General features: G+C 68.8%; 32 protein-coding genes. 12 read left to right on the top strand and 20 right to left on the bottom strand.

Annotated features, from left to right (window positions below; all coding sequences use genetic code 11):
* Positions 1-113: 113 nt before the first annotated feature.
* Positions 114-392 (top strand): hypothetical protein, encoded by a 279-nt coding sequence (locus ACQVDU_RS15130; protein WP_443477570.1) that lies wholly within the window; start codon positions 114-116, stop codon positions 390-392.
* A gap of 34 nt (positions 393-426) precedes the next feature.
* Here ACQVDU_RS15130 and ACQVDU_RS15125 read toward each other — a convergent pair whose 3' ends face one another.
* From ACQVDU_RS15125 to ACQVDU_RS15035, 19 genes are all read right to left on the bottom strand, one after another.
* Positions 427-993, bottom strand: a complete 567-nt coding sequence (locus tag ACQVDU_RS15125; protein ID WP_443477569.1) for a hypothetical protein — start codon at positions 991-993, stop codon at positions 427-429.
* A complete protein-coding gene (locus tag ACQVDU_RS15120; RefSeq protein ID WP_443477568.1) occupies positions 990-1,469 on the bottom strand; it encodes a hypothetical protein in 480 nt (159 codons plus the stop codon). Before ACQVDU_RS15120 ends, ACQVDU_RS15125 begins: the two co-directional genes overlap by 4 nt.
* Positions 1,470-1,473: 4 nt before the next feature.
* Entirely contained in the window at positions 1,474-1,878 is a 405-nt protein-coding gene (locus tag ACQVDU_RS15115; protein WP_005053832.1) for a ParB family protein, read from the bottom strand.
* A complete protein-coding gene (locus ACQVDU_RS15110) occupies positions 1,875-2,672 on the bottom strand; it encodes a ParA family protein (protein WP_005053830.1) in 798 nt (265 codons plus the stop codon). Before ACQVDU_RS15110 ends, ACQVDU_RS15115 begins: the two co-directional genes overlap by 4 nt.
* Before the next feature lie 248 nt (positions 2,673-2,920).
* Complete coding sequence (locus ACQVDU_RS15105; protein WP_443477567.1) at positions 2,921-3,304, bottom strand: single-stranded DNA-binding protein; 384 nt, start codon at positions 3,302-3,304, stop codon at positions 2,921-2,923.
* 50 nt (positions 3,305-3,354) lie between these two features.
* Positions 3,355-3,618, bottom strand: a complete 264-nt coding sequence (locus ACQVDU_RS15100) for a hypothetical protein (RefSeq protein ID WP_443477566.1) — start codon at positions 3,616-3,618, stop codon at positions 3,355-3,357.
* Positions 3,619-3,667: 49 nt separating this feature from the next.
* Positions 3,668-4,084 carry a hypothetical protein gene (locus ACQVDU_RS15095; protein WP_443477565.1) on the bottom strand — a complete coding sequence of 139 codons (417 nt, stop codon included), beginning with the start codon at positions 4,082-4,084 and terminating at the stop codon, positions 3,668-3,670.
* A 60-nt stretch (positions 4,085-4,144) separates the two neighbouring features.
* Positions 4,145-4,393, bottom strand: a complete 249-nt coding sequence (locus ACQVDU_RS15090; RefSeq protein ID WP_443477564.1) for a glutaredoxin domain-containing protein — start codon at positions 4,391-4,393, stop codon at positions 4,145-4,147.
* A gap of 275 nt (positions 4,394-4,668) precedes the next feature.
* A complete protein-coding gene (locus ACQVDU_RS15085) occupies positions 4,669-4,839 on the bottom strand; it encodes a hypothetical protein (RefSeq protein ID WP_443477563.1) in 171 nt (56 codons plus the stop codon).
* Positions 4,840-4,852: 13 nt separating this feature from the next.
* Entirely contained in the window at positions 4,853-5,164 is a 312-nt protein-coding gene (locus ACQVDU_RS15080; protein WP_443477562.1) for a hypothetical protein, read from the bottom strand.
* A gap of 33 nt (positions 5,165-5,197) precedes the next feature.
* Complete coding sequence (locus ACQVDU_RS15075; protein ID WP_443477561.1) at positions 5,198-5,827, bottom strand: DUF6349 family protein; 630 nt, start codon at positions 5,825-5,827, stop codon at positions 5,198-5,200.
* Positions 5,828-5,860: 33 nt separating this feature from the next.
* Complete coding sequence (locus ACQVDU_RS15070; RefSeq protein WP_443477560.1) at positions 5,861-6,748, bottom strand: ArdC-like ssDNA-binding domain-containing protein; 888 nt, start codon at positions 6,746-6,748, stop codon at positions 5,861-5,863.
* 337 nt (positions 6,749-7,085) lie between these two features.
* The gene (locus ACQVDU_RS15065) at positions 7,086-9,116 is read right to left on the bottom strand and encodes a hypothetical protein (RefSeq protein WP_443477559.1); all 2,031 of its coding nucleotides are present in this window, start codon (positions 9,114-9,116) and stop codon (positions 7,086-7,088) included.
* 214 nt (positions 9,117-9,330) lie between these two features.
* Entirely contained in the window at positions 9,331-9,588 is a 258-nt protein-coding gene (locus ACQVDU_RS15060) for a hypothetical protein (RefSeq protein ID WP_183420901.1), read from the bottom strand.
* Between the two features lie 65 nt (positions 9,589-9,653).
* Positions 9,654-10,538 carry an FHA domain-containing protein gene (locus tag ACQVDU_RS15055; RefSeq protein WP_443477558.1) on the bottom strand — a complete coding sequence of 295 codons (885 nt, stop codon included), beginning with the start codon at positions 10,536-10,538 and terminating at the stop codon, positions 9,654-9,656.
* Positions 10,535-11,926: an AAA family ATPase gene (locus tag ACQVDU_RS15050; RefSeq protein WP_443477557.1), complete on the bottom strand. Its 1,392-nt coding sequence runs from the start codon at positions 11,924-11,926 to the stop codon at positions 10,535-10,537. The genes ACQVDU_RS15055 and ACQVDU_RS15050 overlap by 4 nt, the downstream gene beginning before the upstream one ends.
* 14 nt (positions 11,927-11,940) lie before the next feature.
* The gene (locus tag ACQVDU_RS15045; RefSeq protein WP_443477556.1) at positions 11,941-13,023 is read right to left on the bottom strand and encodes a M23 family metallopeptidase; all 1,083 of its coding nucleotides are present in this window, start codon (positions 13,021-13,023) and stop codon (positions 11,941-11,943) included.
* Positions 13,023-13,562, bottom strand: a complete 540-nt coding sequence (locus ACQVDU_RS15040) for a hypothetical protein (RefSeq protein ID WP_443477555.1) — start codon at positions 13,560-13,562, stop codon at positions 13,023-13,025. Before ACQVDU_RS15040 ends, ACQVDU_RS15045 begins: the two co-directional genes overlap by 1 nt.
* Position 13,563: 1 nt before the next feature.
* The gene (locus ACQVDU_RS15035) at positions 13,564-13,824 is read right to left on the bottom strand and encodes a helix-turn-helix domain-containing protein (protein WP_443477554.1); all 261 of its coding nucleotides are present in this window, start codon (positions 13,822-13,824) and stop codon (positions 13,564-13,566) included.
* Positions 13,825-13,971: 147 nt separating this feature from the next.
* Between ACQVDU_RS15035 and ACQVDU_RS15030 the strand changes: the two genes are divergently transcribed.
* The 10 genes from ACQVDU_RS15030 to ACQVDU_RS14985 all read left to right on the top strand — a co-directional run bounded on the left by ACQVDU_RS15030 (position 13,972) and on the right by ACQVDU_RS14985 (position 23,738).
* Entirely contained in the window at positions 13,972-14,577 is a 606-nt protein-coding gene (locus ACQVDU_RS15030; RefSeq protein WP_443477553.1) for a DUF6668 family protein, read from the top strand.
* 11 nt (positions 14,578-14,588) lie between these two features.
* On the top strand, positions 14,589-14,891 hold the full coding sequence (locus ACQVDU_RS15025) for a hypothetical protein (protein WP_099195354.1): 303 nt from the start codon (positions 14,589-14,591) through the stop codon (positions 14,889-14,891).
* An 11-nt stretch (positions 14,892-14,902) separates the two neighbouring features.
* Complete coding sequence (locus ACQVDU_RS15020; protein WP_443477552.1) at positions 14,903-15,658, top strand: hypothetical protein; 756 nt, start codon at positions 14,903-14,905, stop codon at positions 15,656-15,658.
* A gap of 3 nt (positions 15,659-15,661) precedes the next feature.
* A complete protein-coding gene (locus ACQVDU_RS15015) occupies positions 15,662-17,308 on the top strand; it encodes a hypothetical protein (RefSeq protein ID WP_443477551.1) in 1,647 nt (548 codons plus the stop codon).
* Positions 17,308-18,819 (top strand): SCO6880 family protein, encoded by a 1,512-nt coding sequence (locus tag ACQVDU_RS15010; RefSeq protein WP_443477550.1) that lies wholly within the window; start codon positions 17,308-17,310, stop codon positions 18,817-18,819. Before ACQVDU_RS15015 ends, ACQVDU_RS15010 begins: the two co-directional genes overlap by 1 nt.
* Positions 18,819-18,965: a hypothetical protein gene (locus ACQVDU_RS15005; protein ID WP_443477549.1), complete on the top strand. Its 147-nt coding sequence runs from the start codon at positions 18,819-18,821 to the stop codon at positions 18,963-18,965. Before ACQVDU_RS15010 ends, ACQVDU_RS15005 begins: the two co-directional genes overlap by 1 nt.
* On the top strand, positions 18,962-20,590 hold the full coding sequence (locus ACQVDU_RS15000) for an ATP/GTP-binding protein (RefSeq protein ID WP_443477548.1): 1,629 nt from the start codon (positions 18,962-18,964) through the stop codon (positions 20,588-20,590). The genes ACQVDU_RS15005 and ACQVDU_RS15000 overlap by 4 nt, the downstream gene beginning before the upstream one ends.
* Positions 20,587-22,374, top strand: coding sequence for a TraM recognition domain-containing protein (locus ACQVDU_RS14995; RefSeq protein ID WP_443477547.1), 1,788 nt, complete (start codon positions 20,587-20,589; stop codon positions 22,372-22,374). Before ACQVDU_RS15000 ends, ACQVDU_RS14995 begins: the two co-directional genes overlap by 4 nt.
* Positions 22,374-23,069 carry a DUF4913 domain-containing protein gene (locus ACQVDU_RS14990; protein ID WP_443477546.1) on the top strand — a complete coding sequence of 232 codons (696 nt, stop codon included), beginning with the start codon at positions 22,374-22,376 and terminating at the stop codon, positions 23,067-23,069. The genes ACQVDU_RS14995 and ACQVDU_RS14990 overlap by 1 nt, the downstream gene beginning before the upstream one ends.
* Before the next feature lie 105 nt (positions 23,070-23,174).
* Entirely contained in the window at positions 23,175-23,738 is a 564-nt protein-coding gene (locus tag ACQVDU_RS14985; protein ID WP_443477545.1) for a DUF5067 domain-containing protein, read from the top strand.
* Positions 23,739-23,807: 69 nt separating this feature from the next.
* Here ACQVDU_RS14985 and ACQVDU_RS14980 read toward each other — a convergent pair whose 3' ends face one another.
* On the bottom strand, positions 23,808-23,984 hold the full coding sequence (locus ACQVDU_RS14980; RefSeq protein ID WP_443477544.1) for a hypothetical protein: 177 nt from the start codon (positions 23,982-23,984) through the stop codon (positions 23,808-23,810).
* A 306-nt stretch (positions 23,985-24,290) separates the two neighbouring features.
* On the opposite strand from ACQVDU_RS14980, the gene ACQVDU_RS14975 reads away from it, so the two are divergent.
* Entirely contained in the window at positions 24,291-25,010 is a 720-nt protein-coding gene (locus ACQVDU_RS14975; protein ID WP_443477543.1) for a class II aldolase/adducin family protein, read from the top strand.
* Positions 25,011-25,134: the final 124 nt, after the last annotated feature.

Here is a 25,134-nt window from a genome sequence, read left to right as displayed (position 1 = left end):
TAGCCCACTCGACAGACTCGAACACATGTTCGAATCGAGGTAGTCTCTTCCTGGCCGGGGAGGAGTCGGCCATCGGGAGCAATAAGCGCTATGCGGACCATTACGACCGTCTGATGGGTGAGCGCATCTTGGAACAGACGGTGGTGAGTGCTGGCCCGTTGCAGTCGCTCACGCCGGAGGAGCTGCGGCTGGACTCCGGACCGTTGACGATCGACCCTCGACCTAAGCCGGTGCGAGCTTGGGTACGGTTCGGGCCGAAACCTGTGCTCGTCGACGCGGTAGCGGTGCGGTGGACGGCGGATGCCGTCGGCGTGGTGTTCTCGATCCGCGAGACGGAGTATCGCGCCTGGGTCTGGGCGTCTGCGGTGACTCCGGTGCAGCGGACGCCGTAGCCCTATCTGGTCCCCATCACGGCTGCAAGACGCGTCAGGGCCGCATGTCCTCGGGTAGGTCAGTCGACACCGCTCCCGTTCGGAGGTCGCCGTAGAACGACACTGCGCGATCGGCCTCAGCGCTCGTACCGACAACGGGCGACGCGACCACCAGGTGGTCGATCGGCGCGGGCTCCTCGGTGGGAATCTCTGTCACCAAGCAGTCGCGGTAGACATGGCCGTGATACGCCCCGCCGTTACGCCAGAGGGTGTCAGAGTCTTTCGGCAGGAGGAGCGCATTTGCCAGAGTCAGGGTGATGCCGAATTCTGCGCCGGGGTGCTCGGCGGCTGCTCGGTCAAGCACCGCGTCGACGAGCTGCTGGACGTGCGTCGCAGTCAGTGGCGCATCTGCCCCTGCGCCTCCGAGATAGGTCGCGCGGCTGCGCGCCCAGCGGAGGTCGAAGCGGTCATCAGGAATCTTCTCGTCGTTGGCGAGAATGCGGGAGCCTTCTCGATCGCGTCTCACCTGAGCCACGGCGGCCGCGAACTCTTCGGCAGTTGGCTTGTAGGGGGCGTGCAGTCGATAGAGAATCGCGGTCGCGATTTCTTCTTCGTACGTCATCGCGCGCTCGTTCCTTCCGTAACTTCGGCCGTCTCGATCGAATCGCTGTCGGCGTCGTAGATGAGCCACGTCGAGTCATTCCACTGGTTGCGGTAGACGATGCCGCGGGGTGAGTCGGAGAGGGCGTGCCAGGTCGCGCCCGCCGCGTACTCCTCGACCCAGGCGGCGGCGAGCTGGTCGGCGGCTGCGCGATCCTCGGCCGTGCCGCTCTCGGTGGCGCGCACGTGCGCGGCCCACACGGGGCGCGCGTCGGCCAGCTTGCGCTCATCGCGGCGCAGCTCGTCGATGAGGGCCGGGAGGCATCCGCACTCTTCCTCGGCGTCGTGGTGGTAGCCGATGCATCGGTCATCCGGGCATCCGCACTCGTCGCCGCGCCACTCGGCCGCGGACGCATAGCCGTGGCGCTGCGCCCACTGGCGCGACGTCAGCCCTGCGAGCTGCAACGTTTCTCGAGCGGCATGGTTCAGCGTCGGCATGTCATCACTCCCCCATCGGTCGACCGACGGTCAGCACGCCCGGGCCGACGGGCTCGAACGGCTCCCCACCGTTGTATTGGGCTTCGAGGCGCTCGACCTTCTCCATGATCGCCTCGTTGGCGAACTTCGACAGGTTGGTCATGCCAACGTTGCGCATGTAGGCGACGATCGCGCCGCGCATGCGGGCGGAGTCGTCGGGGTGCTGGTAGATCGTGATCTTCGGGGGCTTGCCGGGCTTCTCCCCCTTCTCAGCGGCGCTCAGCGGCTCTGTGGCGCTCTTGGCCGCCGGGGCGGGCGTAGTGGAGGCGGGAGCCGCTGCGGGAGCCTCCTGGGGTGCCTCCGGGGCCGTGGGGTGATCGAACGGGCTCGCGCTCGACAGGCTCGACTTGCGCGGGGCGGGACGGTTCATGACGGATCTCCTTCGATAGCTGCCAGGTGCTCGGCGTAGATCGCTCCGAGTGCGGTTGCCTCGGCACTCCCCCACTCGTCGAGGCCGCGCGCGGCCTCGGTGGCGTCTGCGATCACGACGCGCTTGGGGATGGGTCGACCGATCAGGCGCAGCCCGCGGCCCTCGGCGGCCGCGCGGAGCTCGTCGAGCCAGGCTGCCCCGCCGACGGTGCGCTCCTCGTGCTGATTGACGATGATTCCGGCAACGCTCAGTCCGGGGTTGTAGTACCGCTGGACGTTACCGATCGTGTCGAGGAGCTGCCCGAGTCCGTCAAGGCTCCACTTCTTCGTGTGGGTGACGATCACGGCCCCGTCAGCCGCCGTGAGGGCGTTGATCGTGAGCTGGTCGAGGGATGGCGCGGAGTCGATCAGGATCAGGTCGTAGTCCTCGATCACCTGGGCCAGCGCTTCGCGCAGCCGAACCTCTCGGCCGGCGCCGGCTATGACGAGTTCGTCCCGGACGTTTCCGAGCGTGGCCCCGGACGTCGGCACGACGTCGAGGCCGGGCCATAGTCCCGGCACGATGACGTCGCGCATGGTGTCGTCAGCGCGGGTGCTCAGGACGTCGGCCAGGCCCGCCTGCTCGGCGTCGACCTCCTCGGCGGTGATGTTGCTCGTGAGGTTGCCCTGCGGGTCGTTGTCGACGGCCAGCACGCGGCGACCGGCGAGCACCGCGGCGCGGGCAAGCTGGAATGTCGTCGTGCTCTTGCCGACGCCGCCCTTCTGGTTGCAGAGGGCGAGGATTCGAGCGGTCATAAGAAAATACCTCCGTTGACGGGAACAACTCTAATACAGCTATTGACGGTGATGCGGGATGCTCAGTGACGCAGCCAGAAGTCGTCGGGGATCGTGGTCGGCTGCACGAGCCACAGGATCGCGGCGCACACGCCCAGAATCGCGGCGATGCCCCACAGGCAGAATTCGGTCTTGGTCATGCTCGCGTGCCTCTCTCTCGACGTCACGACGGGGAGGGGCAGCCCTGCGGCCGCCCCTCCCCCAGTCGGTCAGAACGGGGTGTCGTCGCCCTGGTCGGCGGCGGGCTTGCCGACGACGCGGACGCTCTGCCCGCGCAGACTGACCGCGACCTCATCGGCTCGGACCTCGTGCTGCAAGCGGGTGCCCTGCTCGCCCTTGTACTCGGTGACGCGGTAGCGGCCCGAGAACGTCACGCGGACGTTGCCCGACTGCTCCGCGACCTCGACGAGATTCAGGGCCTGGTTTCCACTCACGGCGACGTCGTAGGCGACGGTGGGGCCGTCGGTGTAGCTGTTGTCCTCCTGGCGGATGCGGTCGCTGACGAGGACACGGGCGTAGGTGTACGGGCCGTTATCCCCCTCGCGGAGGGTGGGCGTCGCGGCCAGGTTGCCGGTGCGGGTGATGTAGCTCATGAGTTCTTCTCCTTCGGTCGGTATTACAGGTGTTGCCGCTAATAGTGTTATTATGCCGGATCGAATGTCTCGCGCTCAACCTCCAATCTGCGGCCGTCCATCTGCGACGGGTACAGCACCAGCTCGATAGGGCTCGTGGGGTCGGGGTTCTGCAAGCGGACGCCCTGCACGGGCGAACCGGCGGTGATTGTCCCCAGCTCGGAGACGACCCGGCGGGGCGGGTTGTAGGGGCGGCCGTCCCAGCTCTTGATCCGGTCACCAAATCGCAGATCGGCAAGCCGGGTGACGGTGATGGTGATGGTCTGAGTGGTCATGCTGTCCTCCTTGGTAATAACTCTATTGTAGTAAATGACTCTATTAACGTCAAGCCTTTTCGGCTTCTCCGCGCAGCAGCTCGGCCACCTTCTGGGCCAGCAGCCAACGGCGATCGGCGGCCGCGCGATCCTCGGCGGTGTAGTCGCCGTAGCTCGCCTGGTGCTCGAAGTCCTCGCGGCCTCGGCGTGCCATGTCCAGCAGCTCGTCGATCCCTGCGCACAGCTCGCGGTCGACGGGGACCACGCGCCCGCCGCCGTCGACGACAAGGCTCAGCGGTTCGGCCATTCCCTGCACGTGCATGGCGTAGCCGTCGCCCTCCCGCTCGACGTAGGCCGTCAGCACGGTTGCCGATTCGTCGTTGTCGAAGTCGACCCGGCCGTAGCTGTCGGGGTCACCCCCGAGCGGCCAGAGCTGCGGCTCTAGGCGGGTGCCTCGGTCATACGGGGTCAGCTTGCGAGCGTTCATGGTTCCTCCTTGGGTAGGTATTACCAGTATAAGCGGTAATAGAGTTATTTGCTACGGGTGTCAGGCGGCAAAGTGAGCAGCTACCCGCTCGATGTGGTCGGGTCGGAGGTCGCACCAGTGATCGTCATCGTCGACGACGACGACGGGGGCCACGGTGTAGCCCAGCTCCTCGGTGACGTACTCGCGCGCGTCGGGGTGCTCGGTGATGTCGACTTCGTTGTAGGGGATGCCCTTGCTGTCCAGCATCATCTTCGTCATCCGGCACTTCCCACACTGGGGACCGGTTGTGTAGACGGTCAGCGCTTCCATTTCGTGATCCTCCCACCCCACTCGTTTTTTTGCCGTGAAGGCGACTTGTCGCCGCTAGGGAGAGCCGGCCGGAGTGCCAGTGACCGTGGAATACCGGACTGAGCGAAGCGAGGGAGGATATGCCGCGAAAGCACTGGCGCGCAGGTTGGCCGACCGTATGCTGCCGAAGGCTTCACGGCAAAAGAACGGGCCGATAGGCCCTGGCAGTCGGCCGGCTCCGTCCGGCCGTCCGTTAGCCGGCGCCGGCTCCGTCCGGTGTCGGCCGCTTGTCGCGTCTACCTGACGACGAGCTGTATCCAGATGATTCCGAAGGCGGCGACCGATCCGGCCGCGCCGATGGCGATCCATAGCGCGGTGCGCGCCTTCTCTTCTGCCACGAGCTGCCGCCGGTACTCGTACTGGTGCTCTGCGAGGGCGCGACGGGCCTCGTCTCTCCTGCGGGTCATGTCGGAACCTCCCTCACTGGCGGTGTTGATCGTAGGTGGCTGCGATGCGGGCGGCAACCTTGCACACGTCGTCGGGGGTCACTTCGTCGAGGAGGATCGTTCGGGTTCCGCCGTCGAGGTCGATCCACCACACCGGGCGCACGGTGTCCGCGTCGATTCCGGCGCGGTGCTCGGGAAGCTCGGACGCGGGGTCGACGGGGCCGAAGTACAGCTGCGGGGTCCAGCCTTCGGCGCCCATGTCGGTGTAGATCGTCGTCGGGAAGGGGAGGAGTTGCGCGAGGTCGTCCAGCAGCGCGGCGACGTCGTTCGGGGTCAGGGTGTGCATGGGGTTCTCCTAACGGGATTAGTACTATTCGGGTCAGTCGTTGGGGGCGGCGAGGTCGTAGCCACCGAAGGGGGAGCGGCCGCCGACGTGGCGGCCGCCGTGCGGGCCGCGTCGAGTGATGACGGGTGCGCCGGGGCGCTGCCATTCGGCGGGGTAGTTCTCGGCGCACCACTTGGCCGCAGCGGCGCGGGCCTTCTTCTCGTCGGTGGTGCTGAGGGTGGTCGGCAGGATCGGCAGGGCTCGCCAGCCGGGCATCGCGTGGTCGTGCCAGGCTTCTACGGCCTCGTTTTCGTGCTCGGTGATGACGTGCCAGCGGCAGGGCGCGCAGTTCGCCTGGTACATCAGCCCGCCGGGGAGCGGGTCGGCGCTGTGGTCGTGCTCTGCGAGGTCGCACCCTGTGTCGGCGTTGAGCATGTGCAGCTCGTGGGCCTCGTCGCTGGCGGCGACGTCCTGTCGACCGAAGTATGCGCGGTGCCACATGTGCGAGCGCATCAGGCATCCGAAGTTCCCGTGTTCCCCGGTCCACCGCTCGAACGCGGCCGCGAGGTCGTCGGGGTGGTGGTAGTCGGTGACGTACCGCAGGGGAACGCCTTCCCAGGGCGTCGCGGCCACGGCCTCGCGCTCGAACTCGGCCATATCGAACAGGGTCGGCTCTCCGTGCATGACGTTCTCCTAACGGGATTAGTACTATTGGGGTTACGCGGTGACGGGCTCGAGGGCGGGCTCGGTGATCGCGTCGGCCAGGGCGTGCGCGGTGCGCAGCACGTTTGCCGCGGTGGCCTTGATCGTCTCGGCCTCGCACTTGCTCCACCCGGCGACGTAGCCGACGCTGTAGGCGCTGGTGTCCAGGCCGAGAATCCCGGCGACGATGTAGGCGACGCTCTCGGCCTCGGTTTCCTTGATCCCGCGGTGCTCGACGTACTCGGCGTGATCTTCCTCGGCGTGCAGGATGACGTGGGCGGCCTCGTGAAGGGCGGTCTTGGCTGCCTGAGCGGGGGAGAGGTCCGCGTCGATCACGACGCGCTGCGTGCCGTCGGTGGTGGTGTATCCGTTCGCGCCTCCGGCGATCTGCTCGCGCTCGACGGTCCAGCCCTTGCCGGTGAGGTAGTCGGTCACGGCGTCGAAGATGCCCGCGGGGTCGTCTCCGGTGAGCTGGCGCGCAATGTCGGCCGGGTCGCCCGCTTCCTCGTCGATGAGGTCGGTCTGTCCTATGTCGAACACGGACACCGGGAAGAATCGCACTCGGCGCTGTTCCTCCTCCTCGCCGGTCTGCTCGTTCTCGACCGTCTCGCGCACGTCGCGGCCGCCGAAGATGCGGATTCCGCGCTCGCCCTTGCGCACCTGGCGGTTGAGCTTCTGCCACGTCCGGTAACCGGCGACGTGGGACGCCTCGGGGCACTGGGCGAAGATCAGCAGCAGGTTCCCCAGGCTGTAGCGGTGGAACGACTGCGCGAAGGTCAGGAACCGCGCCCACGTCTCGGACTCGCGCAGCGCCTCGACCTGTTCCGCGATCGTCGCTTGCAGGGCCTCGGCCTCGGCGCGACGCTCCTCGGGGCTCTTGGTGTTCTTGACTGTGCGTGCCATGTTCGGAACCTCCACCTAACGGGATTAGTACTATTTGCGTCTGTCTCACCCCCACGTTTTTTTGCCGTGAAGGCGGTTTACCGCCGCTAGGGAGGACGGCCGGAGTGCAACCCGGAGGGCGGTGGGGGAGAGAGTTTCGGCGCGATGTGAGGGAGCGCAGCGACCGCGTGCCGAAAGTCTCGGAGGAGCCGGCGGCGCAGCCGCTTGCATGGAGGTTGGCCGACCGTATGCTGCCGAAGGCTTCACGGCAAAAGAACGGGCCGAAGGCCCCGACAGCGCCGGCATCGCCGGCTCGATCAGCGAGCCCGTGGGCTCGCCTCCGCGCAGCGGATCGTCACTAGGCGACTCGCCGCCGCGGTGTCTCGATCGGCTTGGTGGCGGGGCCGTCGCAGTACCGGCACCTGACGCCGATCGTCATCCCGTGTGCGCAGTAGCCCGGATCGATCCATTCCTCGTCGACTGCTTCGACGTCGGCGGCGTCGACGAGGGTTCTCGAGCGAAGATCTCCCTCGGCGTTGCGGTCGTACGGCCGCACGGCCGTTCCCTCGCGCTCCTCGACGATGATGCGACGAGCTGCGGCATAGTCCAGCCGGCCATCGGGTCGGCGCGGGTGTGGGCCGTAGGCGTGGGTGCCGTCGTCGGGGACGAGGGAGAGTTGCCCCCGGCTCGGTCGACGTTTCGCGTCGGGTCGACGGGGTGCGTGCATCCACGCCTCCTCGGCCTTCCACCACGCCCACGCCTCGCGCTCGACGCGGTAGCGGGTAGCGCGGGCGTCAAGTCGCCCGGCGACTCCGGCGCGCTCGGCGGCCAGGTCGAGAGGCACCGCGTCGACGCGGTGCCAGCCGTCACGGGCGCGCTCGACGATGCCGGCGTAGGTGAGGCGGTCCAGCAGTCGACGGGTGCGTAGCGGGTCGGCGCCGATGAGGGGGGAGAGTTCGTCGAGGGGGCGAGCTGTGGTGTCCATGCGCGCGTAGAGGTTCCCTGCTAGATGCCCGAGGCCGGGGCGGATAGCGGTGAACAGGTCGTGTGCGGCATCCGTGATCCGAGCGCGGAGCGTTGCGAGCGTCGTGGTTCTCTCAGCGGCCCCGGCCCCAGGGGGGCGCGGGTCCGCTTGTGACCGGGCATGGTCCGAGTTGCTGTGGAGAGTGCTCTGAGGGTCGATCGTCCAGTGAGCGGCGCGGGGTCCGTCCGCGGTCGCGGTCTGTGCGATCCATCCGTCCTCTGCGAGGCGCAGCAGCGCCGTCCTGGCCGTCTCGCGGCCGACGCCGGCCAGTAGGGCCAGGCGGCGGGTATCGGCTTCCAGAGAGCCGCTGAGGGCGTGCAGGGCGAGAGCGCACAGCACGTCGAGGATGCGGCGATCGGCGGGGCCGCCTCCGCGGGCCCAGCGGCCGGCTGCGGCGTCGGCGCGCTGCTGGACGCCGCGCACGTGCGCGGCGATCGCGTCGGCGCGACGGTCGAACGTGGGATCGTCCCCGATCTGCCGGTCACTGGCCGCGACGTAGCGCACGGCCTTGTCCCACTGGCGGGCGAGGACGCGGCGCTGTTCGCCGCGGGGGCGGTTCACGCGGCCGCGGGTGGTGACGCGGCTGCGGACGTGCTCTAGGCCGGGCTCGGTGTCGACGAGGGCGGCGACGTCGGCGTGCCGCCACCTGGCGGCCGCTGCGCCGATCAGGACGCGCCAGAGCGTCGCTGAGGCGTCTGCGGGCGTCTCGTGCAGCGCTGCGGCGCTGACGGCGGGGAGCTGGCGGCGCGGGCCGACCAGGTGCAGACGGCCGTGGGCGTCCAGCGGGAGGGGCGCGTGCGGGTCGCTGGTGCGAGCGGGCTCGGTGTCGTCGACGAGGCCGGCGAGGAGGCTCACGAGCGCGCGCACCTGTGCGGCGGTGGCCGTGGGCGCGCTGAGCGCGTCGAGGTCGCCGCGGAGGACGGTGGAGTGCCCGCCGGCACGGTGGGGCGCTCCTGGGGGCCGCACACAGCCCGTCACGGGGTTGGTGAGCGGGGAGAGGTCAAGGGTGGGGCACACGTGCCGCGCGAGACGAGCGAGGGTGGCGACGGTTTCGGCGTCGACGGACTCGGCCAGGCCGACCCATAGGTGGCGGCCGCCGGTCGGTCCGGACTCGCAGAGCACGTGCGGCAGGCCGACGTCGGAGAGGAGGCCGGAGAGCACGTCGGCGTCGCGAGCTGCGGCCGCGGGGTCGCCGTGGGCGTCGAGGTCGAACGCGAGGAGGCGGAACCGCTGATCGGGGCCGGCGAGGTAGACCGCCCACGGGCGCTCAGGCGCAGCGGCGCCGATCGCGCGATCGCGGTACTCGTTCGCGATCGTCCCGTAGGCGTCGACGACGGCCACGCGCACGCGGGGGCGAGGGCTCACCGCAACGGTGAGCGCCCACGACTCGCCGTCGCGATTGCGATATCGCTTTGCATCCGGGCGCGCTATGATGGCACCAACTTCCTAGATCTAGGACATGACAAGGCCCCGGCCCTGTCAGCCGGTTCATGGGATTGCCTTGATCTACCGGTCGCCAAACTCAGAAGATCAGGCACTTAGCTCTGGCCCCCGTCTCGTAGAGGCGGGGGCTTGCTTGTTATGCGGCTCTGGTCGCGGCCTCCCCGGGGATATCGAGCTGGTTCGCGCGGTCCCGCGCGGGAGGGTCAACGAGCGGCATTCCGCCGTTTTCGCTGACGAGCTTCGTAATGAGCGCATCGAGGTAGTACGACATGGTGACGCCGGATGCCTCGGCTGCTTCGCGCACGTCGTCGCGTGCGGTGGGGGATACACGGCCCTGTAGCAGGACCGTCGGCGCGTCGTTGGGACGTCGCGCGCGTCGGCCGTAGTCGCTCATAAGGGCCATCGTGCCGGGATTATGCATAAACACTGCGGCGACGCGCCGACGGCGGCGGGCGTAGGTCACTGTGACCGTGCGACGGTGCAGTAGACGTCGCCCAGAAGGATCGTTGCGCCATCGGGGATCACGGTCGGTTCGCCGGGGGTGAGCCAGTGCGGCGGGGCCGACTGTAGTTCGATGCCGTTCGCGGAATCGAGGTCGGTCACGACGATGCGACCGGCGTCGTCGACGTCGATCGTCGCGTGGGTGCGCGAGAGCATCCGTCCGGGCGTGACGACGGTGAGCGCTTCGCGTCCGTCAACGGGCTCGGGGTTGCGGCCGATGACGACGTGCGCGCCGACGTCGACGCTGCGCTGGGTGTTGAACGCCAGGTGCAGGACGGGCGCGGGAGGCGCTGCGGGGGCCGTTGCGCGGCGGCTGATGCGTGTGTGCTCGACGTCGTGCAGCTCGTCGAGCTCGTCGAGCTCAACGGTGCTCGGCCGGGTGACCGGGGCGGCCGCGAGGGGTGCGACGGTGTTCGGCTCGGCCGGGGGAGCGACCTCGACGCGCAGCGGTTCGTCGACGCCGCACTGGACGCACGTCGCGGAGGTCACCGGCTGTAGCCGGCGGCAGACGCGGCAGCGTCCCTCGTCGATGCTGAGGCCGTCGGGGGCGGGAATGGTGCCGTGGGCGCCGATGAGCTGCACGTAGCCCTCGGGGCGCACGGCGAGGGCGTGGGTGCGGCCGTCCTCGGTCACATCGAGGCGGATCGGGCGTCGTAGCTGCGTGCCGATGGCCACGGCGCGCGCGATCATGCCGGTGCGCAGAGCTGCGACGGACTCGGCCGCGCACGCGCGGCTGACGCCGTTGATCGTGAGGGTGCCTGTGCCGTCGTGTGTGACGGTGGCGGCGAGACGGGGCCACTCAGGGACGCGATGCAGCCCTGTGAGCGGCTGTGTGGCGTTCATAGCCCGCGGGCGACCGCCGCGCCCGCTGCGAGCCACGCACGCTGCGTCTGGGGGCGCAGGGAGCCGAAGCGCAGCACTCCGTCGACCATCGCCGGGTCGTGGGGGACCGTGACGGCCTCGCGGGCGAGGGACCGGTAGCCGTCGGCCACGCGCGCCAGGTCGGCGGCGGTGGACTTCGGGTCGGCCTGGTTGACGATCACGACGGCATCCCGCGCCAGCTCGGCCGAACCGGCGTCGCGCTCTGCGAGGGCTTCGAGGAGGAGCGCGCCGGCTTCGGCGTGGTCATCGCGGGTGGTCGTGGCGACCACGAGCTGGTCGGCGTGGTCGATCATGCGCAGCCACATCGGGTCGGACTCGTCGTTGCCGGAGTCGATGAAGATCAGCCGGTAGTACTTCGCGGCGACGGCGTGGATCGCGTCGACGTCGCTGGGTTCGACGCGCTGCTCGTGCGCGAGGGCCATCGGCTTGCTGCGCAGCACGTCGAAGCGGTCGCGGGTCTGGTGGTGCACGTAGTGTGCCAGGTCCGCTGACTGCGCTCCGGTGCTCAGGAGCCGGTCGACCTGGGGGAGGAGGTCAAGCAGGGTCGCCTCGTGCGGTCCCTGCTCGGTGCGCCAGCCGAGCGTGCCGCGGGTCTGGTTGTTGTCCCACGTGAGGACGCCTGCGCCGCCGTGGCGGGCGAACACGGCCGCGAGGAGGACGGTGGTCGGGGTCTTGCCCGCGCCTCCCTTGCCGTTCACGACGGCGATCGTGCGGGGGCCGGGCCAGTGCTGCGAGACGGCGAGGACGTCGGAGCGCTCGGCGCGCTCGGATTCGCTGGGGCTCATGCGGATGCCGGCGCGGGTGAACGCTCCGCGCCATCCCTGGGTTGCCGGTTCCTCCATCTGCTCGTGCGTGAGGAACGACTGTCGGGCCTCGCGTCGGCTCGCGTATTCGGTGGCCGGGGCGGGAGCCTGGCCCACCCATGCGTTGCCGTCGGGAGTGGAGGCCGGCGCTGCGGCCGGGACGTCGGGCGCGGGCGCGAACGCCGGAACCTCCGGCGTGGGGGCGGGTGCAGGAACCTCGTCGATCGGCGCGGGCGTCGACTCGACAACGGGCGCGGCGTCCTCGATCGGCGCGGGCCGTGCGGGCAGGCTCTCGTCGGGCTGCACGCTGCCGTCGGGGTGGACGATGAGCGGCCATTCACCGTCGGGGCCGCTGGTGGTGACGCGCACGGGGCGCTGCATCTTCGTGGCCGTATCAGCCACGCGAGCGAGGATCGCGCCGCGAGCATCCTCGAGAGTGGTCGTCTCGATCGGGTGCGACGTGCCGTTGATCGTGACCTCTCCCGATCCGTTCGCGAACGTGCGCGCCTCGATCTTGGGGAACGTGGGTACTTCGATGCTGCTCATGGTCGTCTCCTGATCTACTGTCCGAGCTGGATGCCGACCTCTGCCATGAAGGGCGCGGGGTCGACGTTCTCGCCGTTGACGCGCACTTCAAAGTGCAGGTGGCATCCGGTGGATTCACCGCTGCTGCCGACGCGAGCGATCTGCTGGCCGGCCGTCACCTTGTCGCCGGTCTGCACGAGCATCCCGGAGTCGTACATGTGCAGGTAGCGGGTGGTGACCCCGCCGCCGTGGTCGATCGAGATTGTGCCGTTGCCGGAGTCGTCGAAGCCGCGGAACGTCACTACGCCGTCCTGTGCGGCCCAGATCGGGCCGTCGCAGCCGCCGCCGGCAAGGTCGGTGCCGGCGTGGAGTCGCTGCGTGCCGTAGATCGGGTGAATGCGGATGCCGTAGGGGCTGGTGACGGGACCGGCGCCGGGGGAGGCCCATCCCAGGGGGCTGACCTCGCCGGGAAGCAGGCCCGCGCATGTGCCGCCGCTGGCGCTGCCGTCACCGGAGTCCAGGCCGGTGCGGACACCGCTCAGGCCCTCGACGATCTGCACCGCGCCGTCCCAGAACTTCGTGTAGTGGTACGGGTCGGCGTTCACCTGAGTGCGGTGGGCGACGATTGTGGGTTCCAGCGACTCGCGGTCGGGAACCTTCGTGGTCATCGCGTTGAAGAACTTCGTCGACGAGATGTAGGGGTCCAGGCGCTCCTCGCGGGTGCCCCATCCGTCCTGCTGCTGGAACAGCCCGATCGACGTCGTGCGGGTGCCGTCGGGGTTGGTGACCCCGCCGGTTTCCCAGTCGCCGTAGTCGATGTTTCGCAGGCTGGATTCGCCCATCGCGGTCATGACGCCGATGGTCTGATCGCGGGCGTTCAGGCCGAGGTCTTTGCCGGCCTGCATGACATATGCGGCGTTCACGAGCTGCTCGTGGCCGTATCCGGCAATCTCCGTCTCGGGGACGGATGCGGGGTCGATCGAGACGCTCGATCCGCCGTTGCCGGCGCTCGGGCCGCACTCGTCGTCGCCCATGAGGAGGAGCCCGAACAGGGAGCCGACGATGAGGAGCGGCACCGCCGCGATCGCGTAGGCGGCGCTGCCCTTGGGCGCTGCCATCAGTTCACCCCTTCGGGGAGGATGAAGCGCCCCGCGAGCCACGGGGAGTCGGCGTCGGCACGGCTGAGCACGACGCCGTAGGTTCCGGCGTTGGTGGGGACGTCGACGAAAGCGACGTAAGCGCTCGTCTCGTCGGTGATGACGGCGGGACCGGTGACGCTCGTCGCGACGATGCGCGCCGGGTCCATGTAGGCGTAGTCCTGCGTGGCCTTGTTGTCGAGGAGGGGCTGCAAGCCGGCCCACCACTGCTCGAACGGAAGATCGGGCCGCGCGTAGGCGGTCATCACGGCGACCGCGGCCGCCGTGGCGCTCTCGCGCGATTCGTCATCCCACGTGGGCACGGGCCGGGGGCCGTGTGTCTCTCCGCTGTCCTCGTCGATGAGGCCTTCGGGAGCGGGGGTGAACTGGTCGAGGTCGGGATAGATCGGTCCGGTGCTGCTGGCGCTGGGGGTGGGGGTGGGCGCGTTGTTCTGGCCGGTGCAGGCGGTCAGAGCTACCGCCGCCACGACGACAAGCAGTGCCGTCCCGATCTTCCGCATGTCAGTCCCCTTCTGCTTCTCCCTGTTCAATCACCACGACTGGGCCGGTTCCGCGCCGAGTGTTCGCCCCGCTTCTTAGGGCTTCTTTCAACTCGTCGCGGATGATGAACCAGCTCGTGCCGACCTTGTAGCCAGGGATGATCCCTTCGCGCAGCCACGTGTAGACCGTGCGCGTCGTCGTATTAAGACGCTCTGCAACCTCAGCAGGCCCGAGCGTCGGTGGGTCTTGCTCGAATAGTTGATCGAGCGCGTCTCCCGCCACAGCGACCATCCTTTCCACCTGTCTCAGGGTACAGGCATACTTCGCAAAAAGACAGGGAACGTAACAGAACGTCGGGTCTTCCTAGTTCTTCCTGCCTAGCGTAGGGTGTGACTAACAAGAGTCGTCTACGACTGTATTGGGGGCAAGATGAGCGACCCGCTCAACCCGTGGCTTTCTCGGCCGACGACGCCGCCTATCGAGGCGGCTCCGATCGCGGCAGTGCCAGAGACGTTCGGCCCGGTGGCTCCGCAGCGGGGAATACCCGCCCCGGATCGCGTCGACCAGCTGCCGATCTACGACCGCCAGACCACGGCTGCGCTGTGGTGGGTCGGTGCACACGGCGGCGCGGGAGAGTCGACGCTCGCGTCGCTCATGCCGGGGTCGCAGGCGGCGGGCCACTCGTGGCCGCGTACCGCGTCAGCGACGCCCGCACGGACGGTTCTCGTCGCGCGGTCGGACGCCCGTGGGTTGCGCGCAGCGCAGGCCGCGATGCGCCAGTGGGCGGCCGGGCTCGTCCCGTCGGTTGAAGTCTTGGGCCTGGTCGTCATGGCTGACGCGCCAGGTCGACTGCCTCGCTCGTTGCGCGACCTGATGCAGGTCGTCAGCGGGGGTGTCCCGCGCACCTGGTCGGTGCCGTGGGTCGATGCATGGCGTGTGGGGGAGCCGCCGGCTCTCTCATCTTCTCCGCGCGAAGCTCAGCGTCTCGTCGACGAGCTGACCGCAATCCTCGGTGCCGCCGGCACCTCGAACTGAAAGGCAACAGCATGTCCGTTATCGACGTGTTCCACGCGGCGGCCGACACCGCCGTGAATCTCGCCGGCGTCATCCCTGACCCGGACCCCGTACAGCCTCCGGGCACCGAGGGCGTCACGACGATCCTCGCGTGGCTGAAGTGGATCGGCTACGTCGTCGTTGGCGGCGCGATCATCGTCGGCGGCATCCTCATCGCCGTCAGCTTCCGCCGCGGTGAGGGTCACGATGCTCTGCCGAAGATCCTTTGGCCGATGGCCGGAGCGATCGTGATCGGTGGTGGTGCCGCTCTGATCGGCATCCTCGCCGGGGCCTGAGAGGAGCCGTCATGGCTGAGGACGACGACACGCAGCAGAACCCGTTCACCCGCCCCGGCTTCATCGTCGGGGCGGTCGTGGTGGCCGCGCTCATCGTGGCGGCCATCGTTCTGACGGTTCTCAACCTGAACCGGGACGACGATGCCGCGCCGCCGGCTCCTGACCCGTCGTCCAGTGCCACAAGCAGCGCCGCCCCTTCCCCGGAGCCTTCCGGGGTCGCGGGCGGCGCGAGCATTTGTGGCCTGGCCGGCGAGGAGCTGTCCGGGACGGTGACCACTGCTCCCGCCGCGGAATGGCAGTTCCAGGACGTCTACGCCTTCCCGACCTCTCCTGCGGCGGGGCCGGGGGAGACGGCCCCGGAGGGTTACCCGTACTGCTTCCAGCACTCGCCTGAGGGCGCGCTGTTCGCAGCCGCGAACGTGACGATCATCGGCTTCGGACCCGCCGAGCAGCGACAAGCATTCCTCGAGTACGCCCTGACGGATGGCCCGTACCGTGAAACCTTGCTCAGCGCCCAGGGAGCGGCTGCACCGTCCGACGTGCGGGCGTCTATCGCCGGTTTCCGCATGCTCGCGTACGACGGCGAGTCCGCTCGCGTCGACATCGCGTTCCGCGGTAGCAGCAACGGCCAGAGCGTCAACGGCTCTGCCGTGCTCGAACTCGTCTGGGCGGACGGCGACTGGAAGCTCGACGCCTCGAACCCTGAGCCTGCACGCCTCGCTGAGCTGCCGGACCTCTCGGGTTACGTGAGCTGGACGGAGGGGTAGAACATGGCCGCGAGTGAATGCGCGCCGCTCGACTTTGGCTGCAAAGCCGGCGAGTGGGCAAACAGTGTTGTCGGTGATGCCATCCAGAACATGGCGGATGCAGTCATGGAAGCGTTCGGAAAGGCTGTCGCCTCGCTCGGCACGCTCTGGGTGAACGTCGGCACGCCGAACCTGACCGGGACGGGCGGAGGCTCGTCGATCGCGGCGGGTGCAACCGCTCCGAACTCTGACGGCATCATTCAGGTGCTCGGCTGGGTGACCTGGATTGCAATCGTGCTCGCGGCCATCTCGATCATCCTCCTCGGCGCTCTCATCGCTACGCGCATGCGCAACGGTGAGGGCTTCCAGGCCGCCGGCCGGCTCGGGATCGTGCTCGGCGCGATCTTCCTCATCAGCGGCGCGACGGCGCTGGTGTCTGGCCTGCTCCCGAACGGCCCGCAGGGCGCGGGCGGTGCCGTGCTGTTTCTGCAGTCGTCGCTGTGGTGGTACATGGGCGCGGCCGCGGTCGTGTCTGTCATCATCGGCGGCGTTCGGATGGCGTGGGAGCAGCGCGCGGAGCCGGGCAAGGAGACGGTCAAGAGTCTGCTGACTCTGATCGTCGTGGCGGGTGCCGGCGTGACGATTGTCGGGCTGCTCGTGTCGGCGTTCGACTCGTTCTCCGTGTGGATTCTCAACGGGGCGCTGAACTGCGACGTTGGGACGGATACGGCGTGCTTCGGGAACAACATCGCGACCCTGCTCGCGTTGACGACGAACCCGGCGACGGGCGGGCTCGGCGCTCTGCTCATCATCATCCTGGGGCTGATCGCGATCCTCGCGACGGCCTTCCAAATCGTGCTGATGATCGCACGCGGCGGCATGCTCGTCATCCTGACGGGCATCCTCCCGCTGTCCGCGGCGGCCACCAACACCGAAATGGGTAAGGGCTGGTTCAAGAAGAACGTCGGGTGGCTCGTGGCGTTCATCCTCTACAAGCCGGCCGCTGCCATCGTCTACGCCGCGGCGTTCCAGCTCGCGGGAACGAACGTGTTCCAGGACGACGGAACGGGCTTCATCGCCGTTCTCACAGGCCTGATCCTGATGGTTCTCGCGCTGTTCGCGATGCCCGCCCTGATGCGGTTCGTCACCCCGCTGGTTGGGGCCATGTCGGCCGGTGCCGGCGGGGCGCTCGGCGTCGCCGCTCTCGCTGCGCTCCCCACGGGCGCTGCCTCGATGGGTCGCCTGGCGACCGGTTCCGGTGGCGGTTCCTCGGGCGGCTCGGGCTCGGCCGGCTCGCAGGGGTCGACGGGCTCCGCTGGGCCGTCGGGAGCGAACGGCGGGGGCCAGTCTGCGCCGCAAGCTGCGCAGGCGTCGAGCGCTGCGGGTGGCGGCGGCACTACAGGTGCGGCCGCATCCTCCGGTGCGGCCGGTGGTGGCACGGGCGCTGCTGCGGCGTCGGCTGGTGGAGGCGCGGCCGCGGGTGGCGCTGCGGCCGGTGGAGCCGCTGCCGGTGGTGGAGCGGCGGCGGGTGCCGCGGCCGGCGCGGCTGGCGGCCCGATCGGTATGGCCGCGGGCGTTGCGCTCGGTGCGGCCAAGCAGGCAGGGCAGGCGGCCACGGGTGCCGCTCGCAACCTTGGTGACCAAGCGACAGGTGAAGGGAGCGGGAGCTGATGGCGACCGTAGAGACAAGCCGTAGGGGCGTGCGCACCTACGGGAACTGGCGGCAGCCGACCTCGCCCGGCCTTCTCGGCCTCGGCACGGTCGGCACGGGGCTGATGTTCGTTGCGTTGCTGATCGTGATCGTTGTGCTGATGACGACCGGCATCATTCAGGCGTTCGTGACCGCCGCGGTGTTCGGCGGTCTGATCCTGCTGCTGACCATTCGCGACGGGGACGGTCGTAGCGTGCTCTCGCGCACCGCGAACCGGGTCGCGTGGTCGTCGACGAAGCGTCGACGCGCGAACGTCTACCGCTCCGGACCGCTGGGGCGCTCCGACTGGGGCACGAATCAGCTTCCGGGCCTCGGGGCGCAGACTCGGCTCTCCGAGCACGAGGACTCGTACGCGCGGCCGTTCGCGATGATCTACTCGCCGCACGCTAAGACGTACTCGATCGTGATCGGCACCGAGCCTGACGGGGCCGCCCTCGTCGACCAGGAGCAAGTCGACCTGTGGGTGGCCGACTGGGGACACTGGCTGCGCAACCTCGGTGATGAGCCGAACATGGAAGCGGCCGCGGTCACGATCGAGACGGCTCCCGATTCGGGTCGTCGGCTGCGCCGTGAGGTCGAGACGAACACCGACCCTGACGGCCCGGACTTTGCGAAGGCGATGCTGGGTGAGGTTGTGCTGAGCTACCCCGCCGGCTCGTCGACGGTGAAGGCGTACGTCACGCTGACGTTCGCGGCCGCGCCCCGGAAGGGCGCTAAGCCGCGCCAGCCGGACGAAATGGCGCGCGAGCTCGCAGCTCGCCTGCCCGGTCTCACGGCGAGCTTGCAGGCCACGGGCGCCGGCGCGGCGCACCCCCTGTCGGCGCAAGAGCTGTGCGAGACGATCCGGGTCGCCTACGACCCGGCCGCGGCAACGCTCATCGACGACGCGCACGCGGACGGGGAAGTGCCCGATCTGCGGTGGGGCGACGTCGGCCCGACGGCCGCGCAGGCCGGATGGGACAGCTATCGGCATGACTCGGCCAAGTCGGTGACGTGGGCGATGACTCAGGCTCCCCGTGGGCTCGTGCAGTCGGGCGTGCTCGCCCGGCTGCTGGCTCCGCACCGTGACATTGCGCGCAAGCGTGTGACGCTGCTCTACAAGCCGATCGACCCGGCACGGGCGGCAACGCTCGTGCAGTCGGACGTGCGAGCTGCGGAGTTCAAGGCGACGTCGACGCGGAAGCCGGCGGCGCGTGACTCGCTCGCGCTGCGGTCGGCTCAGGCGACGGAATCGGAGGAGGCATCGGGCGCGGGCCTGGTGAACTTCGGCATCCTCGTGACCGCGACGGTGCTCGACCCGGCCAAGGAGGCTGACGCTCGCGCCGCGGTCGACAACCTCGGCGCGACCGCGCGGCTGCGTCTGCGTCCCGTGTATGGATCACAGGACAGTGCTTTCGCCGCGGCGCTGCCGCTGGGCCTCGTGCTGACCAAGCACGTTGCCGTTCCTGCGGCGCTGAGGGAGCGTGTGTGATGACCCAGCGGATTCCCGTCCTCCATCCGTTCGTGCTCGGTCGTCCTGGCCTCGGCCGCGGCGCGGGCGTCAAGCGGCTCGTGATTCAGCCGCCGCCGGCCTTCGCCCGCCGGCGCGTCGAGCACCGTCAGGAGCGTGCATCGTGACCCCGGATCAGATTGCCCTCGCCGTCCTCGGCGGGCTCGTTGTGCTCGTGATCGTGGGTGCGCTGCTGTTCGTGCGCACGGGGCGGAAGAACACGGATGCGGGTTCGTCGACGTCGGCCGGGGCGCTCACCTCTCGCGGGTGGAGCGGCCCCGGCGGCGGTATGTCGAACTATCTGCAACCGCCCGCTGAGTGGCGGGGCACGACCGTTCAGGTGTGCGGCCTGTGGCCGTACTCGATCGGTGCCGGCACTCCGATGGTGGGCGTCCCGCTGGGCCGCCACATTCACACCGGGGCGACGCTGTGCTGCGACCCGATTTCGTGGTTCCAGCGCGCGAAGCTCATCAGCAACCCGTCGCTGTTCGTGCTCGGCAAGCCGGGCCTCGGGAAGTCGACGGCCGTCGCCCGCATGGCGATCGGCCTCGCCGGTTACGGCGTGCAGCCTCTCGTGTTGGGCGATCTGCGCCCTGACTACGTGGAGGTCATTCGTGCGCTCGGCGGTCAGGTCATCACGCTCGGTCGCGGCCGGGGGTATCTGAACGTCCTCGACCCCGGCGAGGCGAAGGAGGCCGCTCAGCGGCTCGTCGACGCCGGATTCGAGAAGGAGGCCGGCGAGGTCTTGGAGGACGCTCACGGCCGCCGTCTGGCTATGGTGTCGTCCCTGCTGACGATCCTCCGTAAGTCCGCGCCGAGCGACGTCGAGGAGTCGATCGTCGACCAGGCGCTGCGCTACCTCGACCGGCACTTCGAGGGCATCCCCGTTCTGGGCGATCTGCTGCGCGTGGTGCAGGAGGGGCCGGAGGAGCTGCGTCAGGTGGCCGTCGACCGCGGCGACTTCGCGGAGTATCAGCGGATCACGCGCGGGCTGGAAGCGTCGCTCATCAGTCTCTCCCGCGGTGGGCGCTTGGGCGAAATGTTCTCCAAGCACACGACGAACCCGATGCGGCTCGACCGCCCGGTGGTCTACGACATTTCGGCCATCGGTGAGGCTGAGGGCGATCTGCGCGCGGCGACCCTGCTCGCCTGCTGGTCGAATGGCTTCGCGACGGTGAACATCGCGAACGTTCTCGCGGATGCCGAGTTGGAACCGCGCCGGCACTATTTCGTCATCATGGACGAGCTGTGGCGTGCGCTGCGCGCCGGGAACGGCATCGTCGATCGCGTCGACTTCCTCACCCGCCTGAACCGTCAGGTAGGCGTCGGCACGGCGATGATTTCGCACACGATGGCCGACCTGAGCGCCCTCCCGGAGGAGGACCGCTTGAAGGCGAAGGGCTTCGTGGAGCGCGCCGGCATGGTCATGTGCGCCGGTCTGCCGTACACCGAAATGCCGGAGCTGACGACGGTCATCCCGTTCTCGGAGGCCGAGCAAGAGCTACTGACGGGCTGGCAGGACCCGCCCGCGTGGGATGCGGCGTCGGGTCGCGAGGTCGACCCTCCGGGGCGTGGGAAGTTCCTCGTCAAGGTCGGCACTCGGCCGGGTATCCCGGTGGAGGTTCGGCTGACGGAGGCTGAGCGCTCGATCCGCGACACCAATCAGCGGTGGTACGAACAGTCCCGCACGGGCCGCCGTGCGCTGCGTGCGGTGGAGGAGCTGGTCGAGGAGCACGAGGAGAGGGTGTCATGAGCACTCCGAACAACCGCCGCCGCGACCCCGGCGGCTTCGGCGCGGAGACGCTGATGCTCCTGGTGGGGATCGGTGGCGTCGTGGCCGCGATCGTCGTTCTGAACGTGGCGGTGCGCCTCGGGCACCAGCTCGACGGAACCGGCGTCGAGCTGCCGAGCGACCCGTTCGCGTTCACCCTCGGCGTGATCCTCGGTCGGGTGCCGTGGCCGGCATCCGCGACCTGGATCGTCGCGGTGCTCCTGGCGATCGTCCTCGCCCTCGTGGTGCTGGCGATCGTCGGCGTCGTGCGCTACCGGAAGGGCCGGACCCGCGTCGACCGGGCCAGCACCTACATGGGTCGAGGGAAGGACGTCGAGGGGCTGAGCAAGCGCAACGCGCAGGCGCAGGCGACCCGGCTCGGCGTCACCGGCTCTCTCGGCGTGCCGATCGGCAAGACCCTCGGTCAGATGCCGCTCTACGGCACGTGGGAGGACATGCACATCGACATCTGGGGGCCTCGCACGGGTAAGACGACCTCTCGGGCCGTCCCGGCGATCCTGGACGCTCCTGGGGGCGTTCTCGTGACCTCGAACAAGCGCGACGTCGTCGACGCGACACGCGACGTGCGCGCGGAGGCCGGCCCGGTCTGGGTGTTCGATCCGCAGGGGATCGCGCTCGAGAACCCTACGTGGTGGTGGAACCCGCTCAGCTACGTCACCGACGAGGTTCGCGCGGCCAAGCTGGCCGATCACTTCGCCTCGGGCTCACGCGATCCGGGAGCCAAGACCGATGCCTACTTCGACCCCGCGGGGCAGGATCTCCTCGCGGGGCTCCTGCTCGCGGCCGCGCTCGACGTGCGGCCGATCACCGACGTCTACACCTGGCTCACCCGCCCGACGGAGGAGGAGCCGATCGACATTCTCCGGCGTCACGGCTACGACCTCACGGCCGACCAGGTGCGCGGTGTCATCACCGCCCCGGAGAAGCAGCGCGGCGGCATCTACGGCACGGCGCAGCAGATGGCGTCGTGCCTCACCAACCGCCAGGTGGCCGCGTGGGTGAACCCGCAGGGCAACCCCGATCTGCGCCCGCAGTTCGACCCGGCCGCGTTCGTGCGCGACGGTGGCACCCTGTACTCGCTCTCCAAGGAGGGTCGCGGGACCGCCGGCCCGCTCGTCACGGCGCTCACGGTCGCCGTGGTGGAGGCCGCGGAGGAGCTGGCCGCCGGCTCTGCCGGTGGCCGCCTGTCGGTGCCCCTGCTCGGGGTGCTCGACGAGGCCGCGAACGTGTGCCGGTGGCGTGAGCTGCCGAACCTCTACAGCCACTACGGTTCGCGCGGGATCGTGCTGATGACCATCCTGCAGTCGTGGTCGCAGGGTGTCGACGTGTGGGGCGAGTCGGGGATGCGGAAGCTGTGGAGCGCCTCGAACGTCAAGGTCTACGGCGGTGGCGTCTCCGAAGATGCGTTCCTGGAAAGCCTGTCGAAGCTGATCGGTGACTACGACCGTCAGGCGTCGTCGGTGTCCTCCGGCCGCGGTGGCCGCAGCGTGAATCAGCAGCTTCACCGTGAGCGCATTCTGGACGTGGCCGACCTCGCCGCGATGCCGAAGGGTCGCGCCGTGGTGCTCTCCTCCGGGAATCGCCCGACGCTCATCCGTACGCAGCCGTGGATGACCGGCCCGCATGCGGAGAAGGTCAAGGCGTCGATCGCAGCTCACGACCCGCAGGCGTCTCGGACGATCATCGAGGCGCAGGAGTCCGTGCGTGAGGTTGCGATCGCGAACAGCGAGAAGGGCGCGGCCTGATGAGCGACGACTGGGGGCACGAGGAGCCCGGCATCGAGGCGCAGCCGTTCGAGCTGGACGAGCGAGACGAGCCCGGCGCGGAGCTGCCCGAACGGGAGCCCGGCCGACTGTTCGGCGTCGACATTGCCGACGTCGCGAACGCTCTCGCCGCCCCGGCGATTCGCGCCGTGGTGCAGAAGGCCATCACGGGCGCGGTGAAAGACGCTGTGCAGGCCGAAGTCGACGAGGCCCTGGACCCCTCGGTGATCGAGGAGCTGCAAGCGCAGGCGGCCACGGCCGCCCGTCGCGCTGTCACCGCGGCGATGGATGCGCTCGACGAGGAGCCGGCCGACGAGGAGCCGACGCTGTACTACGGCTCGGTCGACGAGTTCGTGCGCGAGTACCTGGTGAAGAACTACCGTCGTCGCGTCGACGGCCAGCGCACCGTGTGGGCGGCCGACTGGTGGAACTACCCGGAGGCGACGATCCGTCTTGACGCGCTGTGGCGGGCCTGGGAGCACCTTCGCCTGGACCCGACAACGGGCATGAGCGTTTGGTATCGCGACCACGCCGAGCACCACATGAGCGTGCTGCTCGACCCGTCCGGGCCGTTCGCCGCTGCCGGCGAGGGGAAGAACCGCGAGAACGTCAACGAGAAGGGCGCAGAGCTGCCGTACACGGCCCCGCCAGACGGGTTGTATCCCGACCTCCGGTAGACCCGTATCGAGCTGGGCGGCGCCGAGCTAACACCAAATCGGCCTCTTCCGCGCGGATAGTGTGGACGCGCACCATCTGTCACTGCCACCTTCCTGGGGGAAACCATGCACCGCACTACCAAAACCACGACGCTCGTCGCCTCGCTCGGCATCGCCGTGCTCGCCTTCACAGGATGCGCGAGCCCCGCAGCCAATTCGCCCGCACCCGACGAGACTGTCACCGTCGACAGCGCTCCTATCGAGAATGCGCCGGCCGAGGCGACCTTCGAAGATTCTGTGCTCACGACCGAGGACGTGACGATCACCATCACGGACACGAAGACGATCCAAGTTGGCGAGCCTGGCAACGAGTACGGCGACGTACCGGTCATCGCGTTCTGGTACGACATCACGAACAATGGTGCCGACCGCGACGTCACCCCGAACGACTTCATCTTCTACTTCAACGCTTTCCAGGACAACGACCCGAACGCCGAGAACGAACTCAATGTCGGAGCCCTGCCCGATGACCAGTTCCTGGACTCGCAGTTGGAGAACATTAAGGAGGGCGGCACCGTCTCAAACGCGGTGGCGTACGAGCTGACCGACACAACGACGCCCGTGAAGCTCGTCGCGTCGACCGACCTCGGCCAGACCGAGATTGGCAGCATGACGATCAACCTCGGCTGAGCGCGACAACGAGAGAGGGACCGGCCCGGTGGGTCGGTCCCTCTCTCGTGCGCTCTGACGCGGGGGGTGTCAGGCGGTCTTGGCGACAGGTCGCGCGTCCGGCTCTTTGCCGAACCGACGTACGTACACCTGTCGAAGTTCTTGGAGCTGCGCCCGCTCGCGATCGCTGATCGGCTCGGCCTTGCCAGCCGCGATCCGACGCTGCAAGCTGCTCGCCTTCTTCGTCACTTCACCCACGGTAGCCACCTCCATCTACTACTAGTTTCCGCCGATCCGGCCTCGGTGTCTACGGCGCGACGTGCCTCAGCTTCTTTGAGCGTGTGGGGGTGGCCGGTGCCTCACATAGTTTGAGCGCGAAGCTTGCCTGTGTGGAAGGCAAGATTCCGATGGCCGCGAGAAGGCACGTCACGAACAAACTCCGTACCGCATACGCGAAAGCGTCCAAGACCGACCGGGGGCGGATTCTCGATGAGGTGATGGCCTCGACCGGGATGGCACGGTCGAGCGCGGCGGTCAGATGATCGCTGATGGTGTCAAGGAGTCGACGAACGCATGCTCGTCGCCAATGCTTGCCGCGTGCTCGCGGTCCGGGGGCTCGTGGACGACATCCTCGGGCACGTCAGCCTGCGGGTCGACGACGACACCGTCCTCATCCGAGCCCGCGGACCGCAGGAGCGAGGGCTGCGGTTCACCACCGCCGACGACATCCTCGCCGTGCCCCTTGAGGGATCGTTCGAGCTCGCCGGCGGGTACCGGGCGCCGAACGAGCTGTCTCTGCATCTTGAGCTGCTGCGCCGCAATCCTGCGGCTCGATCCGTCGTCCACGCGCATCCGCCGGCTGTCGTCGCGTTCTCGCTGACCGGACGGACGTTGCTACCGATTGTCGGTGCCTTCAACATCCCCGCTATGCGGATGGCGCGCGGCGGCATCCCCGCGCATTCCTCGTCTGCGCTGATCCGCAACCACGCACGCGCGACGGCCATGGCGGACGATTTCGGCACGCGGCCCGTCGGCATCCTGCGCGGTCACGGCCTCACCGCCGTCGGCGAGAGCGTCCCGCAGGCCGTCATCCGCGCGATCAATGTCGACAGCCTGGCTCGCGTGCACCTCGCCGTTCTGCAGGCAGGGGCCGAGCCTATGCCGATCGACGACGACGATCTCGCCGACCTGCCCGACCTGGGTGACGCATTCAACGACGGGCATCTCTGGCGATTCCTGCTGCAGGAACTTGCTGAGCAACGGCTCCTGCTGTACTCGGGCCATCAGAGATGACCGGCGCCCGGGTCGCGATCAGCTGCACCATCCTCACCGCCGCGGGCGTACATTTGGACCGAGCCACTCCGTTACAAGGTTGAGCACCGCATCGCTGTTCGACTCCTGCATCAGCATGTGGCCG

It is taken from the genome of Microbacterium sp. F2 (assembly GCF_052274505.1).
Lineage (GTDB): Bacteria > Actinomycetota > Actinomycetes > Actinomycetales > Microbacteriaceae > Microbacterium.
This window is presented reverse-complemented; position numbering and strand designations above follow the sequence as displayed.

Excerpts from the sequence above, each read along its gene's own strand:
- ACQVDU_RS15130 (WP_443477570.1), top strand. The coding sequence starts at position 114 with ATGGGTGAGCGCATCTTGGAACAGACGGTGGTGAGTGCTGGCCCGTTG.
- ACQVDU_RS15125 (WP_443477569.1), bottom strand. The coding sequence starts at position 993 with ATGACGTACGAAGAAGAAATCGCGACCGCGATTCTCTATCGACTGCAC.
- ACQVDU_RS15120 (WP_443477568.1), bottom strand. The coding sequence starts at position 1,469 with ATGCCGACGCTGAACCATGCCGCTCGAGAAACGTTGCAGCTCGCAGGG.
- ACQVDU_RS15115 (WP_005053832.1), bottom strand. The coding sequence starts at position 1,878 with ATGAACCGTCCCGCCCCGCGCAAGTCGAGCCTGTCGAGCGCGAGCCCG.
- ACQVDU_RS15110 (WP_005053830.1), bottom strand. The coding sequence starts at position 2,672 with ATGACCGCTCGAATCCTCGCCCTCTGCAACCAGAAGGGCGGCGTCGGC.
- ACQVDU_RS15105 (WP_443477567.1), bottom strand. The coding sequence starts at position 3,304 with ATGAGCTACATCACCCGCACCGGCAACCTGGCCGCGACGCCCACCCTC.
- ACQVDU_RS15100 (WP_443477566.1), bottom strand. The coding sequence starts at position 3,618 with ATGACCACTCAGACCATCACCATCACCGTCACCCGGCTTGCCGATCTG.
- ACQVDU_RS15095 (WP_443477565.1), bottom strand. The coding sequence starts at position 4,084 with ATGAACGCTCGCAAGCTGACCCCGTATGACCGAGGCACCCGCCTAGAG.
- ACQVDU_RS15090 (WP_443477564.1), bottom strand. The coding sequence starts at position 4,393 with ATGGAAGCGCTGACCGTCTACACAACCGGTCCCCAGTGTGGGAAGTGC.
- ACQVDU_RS15085 (WP_443477563.1), bottom strand. The coding sequence starts at position 4,839 with ATGACCCGCAGGAGAGACGAGGCCCGTCGCGCCCTCGCAGAGCACCAG.
- ACQVDU_RS15080 (WP_443477562.1), bottom strand. The coding sequence starts at position 5,164 with ATGCACACCCTGACCCCGAACGACGTCGCCGCGCTGCTGGACGACCTC.
- ACQVDU_RS15075 (WP_443477561.1), bottom strand. The coding sequence starts at position 5,827 with ATGCACGGAGAGCCGACCCTGTTCGATATGGCCGAGTTCGAGCGCGAG.
- ACQVDU_RS15070 (WP_443477560.1), bottom strand. The coding sequence starts at position 6,748 with ATGGCACGCACAGTCAAGAACACCAAGAGCCCCGAGGAGCGTCGCGCC.
- ACQVDU_RS15060 (WP_183420901.1), bottom strand. The coding sequence starts at position 9,588 with ATGAGCGACTACGGCCGACGCGCGCGACGTCCCAACGACGCGCCGACG.
- ACQVDU_RS15055 (WP_443477558.1), bottom strand. The coding sequence starts at position 10,538 with ATGAACGCCACACAGCCGCTCACAGGGCTGCATCGCGTCCCTGAGTGG.
- ACQVDU_RS15050 (WP_443477557.1), bottom strand. The coding sequence starts at position 11,926 with ATGAGCAGCATCGAAGTACCCACGTTCCCCAAGATCGAGGCGCGCACG.
- ACQVDU_RS15045 (WP_443477556.1), bottom strand. The coding sequence starts at position 13,023 with ATGGCAGCGCCCAAGGGCAGCGCCGCCTACGCGATCGCGGCGGTGCCG.
- ACQVDU_RS15040 (WP_443477555.1), bottom strand. The coding sequence starts at position 13,562 with ATGCGGAAGATCGGGACGGCACTGCTTGTCGTCGTGGCGGCGGTAGCT.
- ACQVDU_RS15030 (WP_443477553.1), top strand. The coding sequence starts at position 13,972 with ATGAGCGACCCGCTCAACCCGTGGCTTTCTCGGCCGACGACGCCGCCT.
- ACQVDU_RS15025 (WP_099195354.1), top strand. The coding sequence starts at position 14,589 with ATGTCCGTTATCGACGTGTTCCACGCGGCGGCCGACACCGCCGTGAAT.
- ACQVDU_RS15020 (WP_443477552.1), top strand. The coding sequence starts at position 14,903 with ATGGCTGAGGACGACGACACGCAGCAGAACCCGTTCACCCGCCCCGGC.
- ACQVDU_RS15015 (WP_443477551.1), top strand. The coding sequence starts at position 15,662 with ATGGCCGCGAGTGAATGCGCGCCGCTCGACTTTGGCTGCAAAGCCGGC.
- ACQVDU_RS15010 (WP_443477550.1), top strand. The coding sequence starts at position 17,308 with ATGGCGACCGTAGAGACAAGCCGTAGGGGCGTGCGCACCTACGGGAAC.
- ACQVDU_RS15005 (WP_443477549.1), top strand. The coding sequence starts at position 18,819 with ATGACCCAGCGGATTCCCGTCCTCCATCCGTTCGTGCTCGGTCGTCCT.
- ACQVDU_RS14995 (WP_443477547.1), top strand. The coding sequence starts at position 20,587 with ATGAGCACTCCGAACAACCGCCGCCGCGACCCCGGCGGCTTCGGCGCG.
- ACQVDU_RS14990 (WP_443477546.1), top strand. The coding sequence starts at position 22,374 with ATGAGCGACGACTGGGGGCACGAGGAGCCCGGCATCGAGGCGCAGCCG.
- ACQVDU_RS14985 (WP_443477545.1), top strand. The coding sequence starts at position 23,175 with ATGCACCGCACTACCAAAACCACGACGCTCGTCGCCTCGCTCGGCATC.
- ACQVDU_RS14975 (WP_443477543.1), top strand. The coding sequence starts at position 24,291 with ATGCTCGTCGCCAATGCTTGCCGCGTGCTCGCGGTCCGGGGGCTCGTG.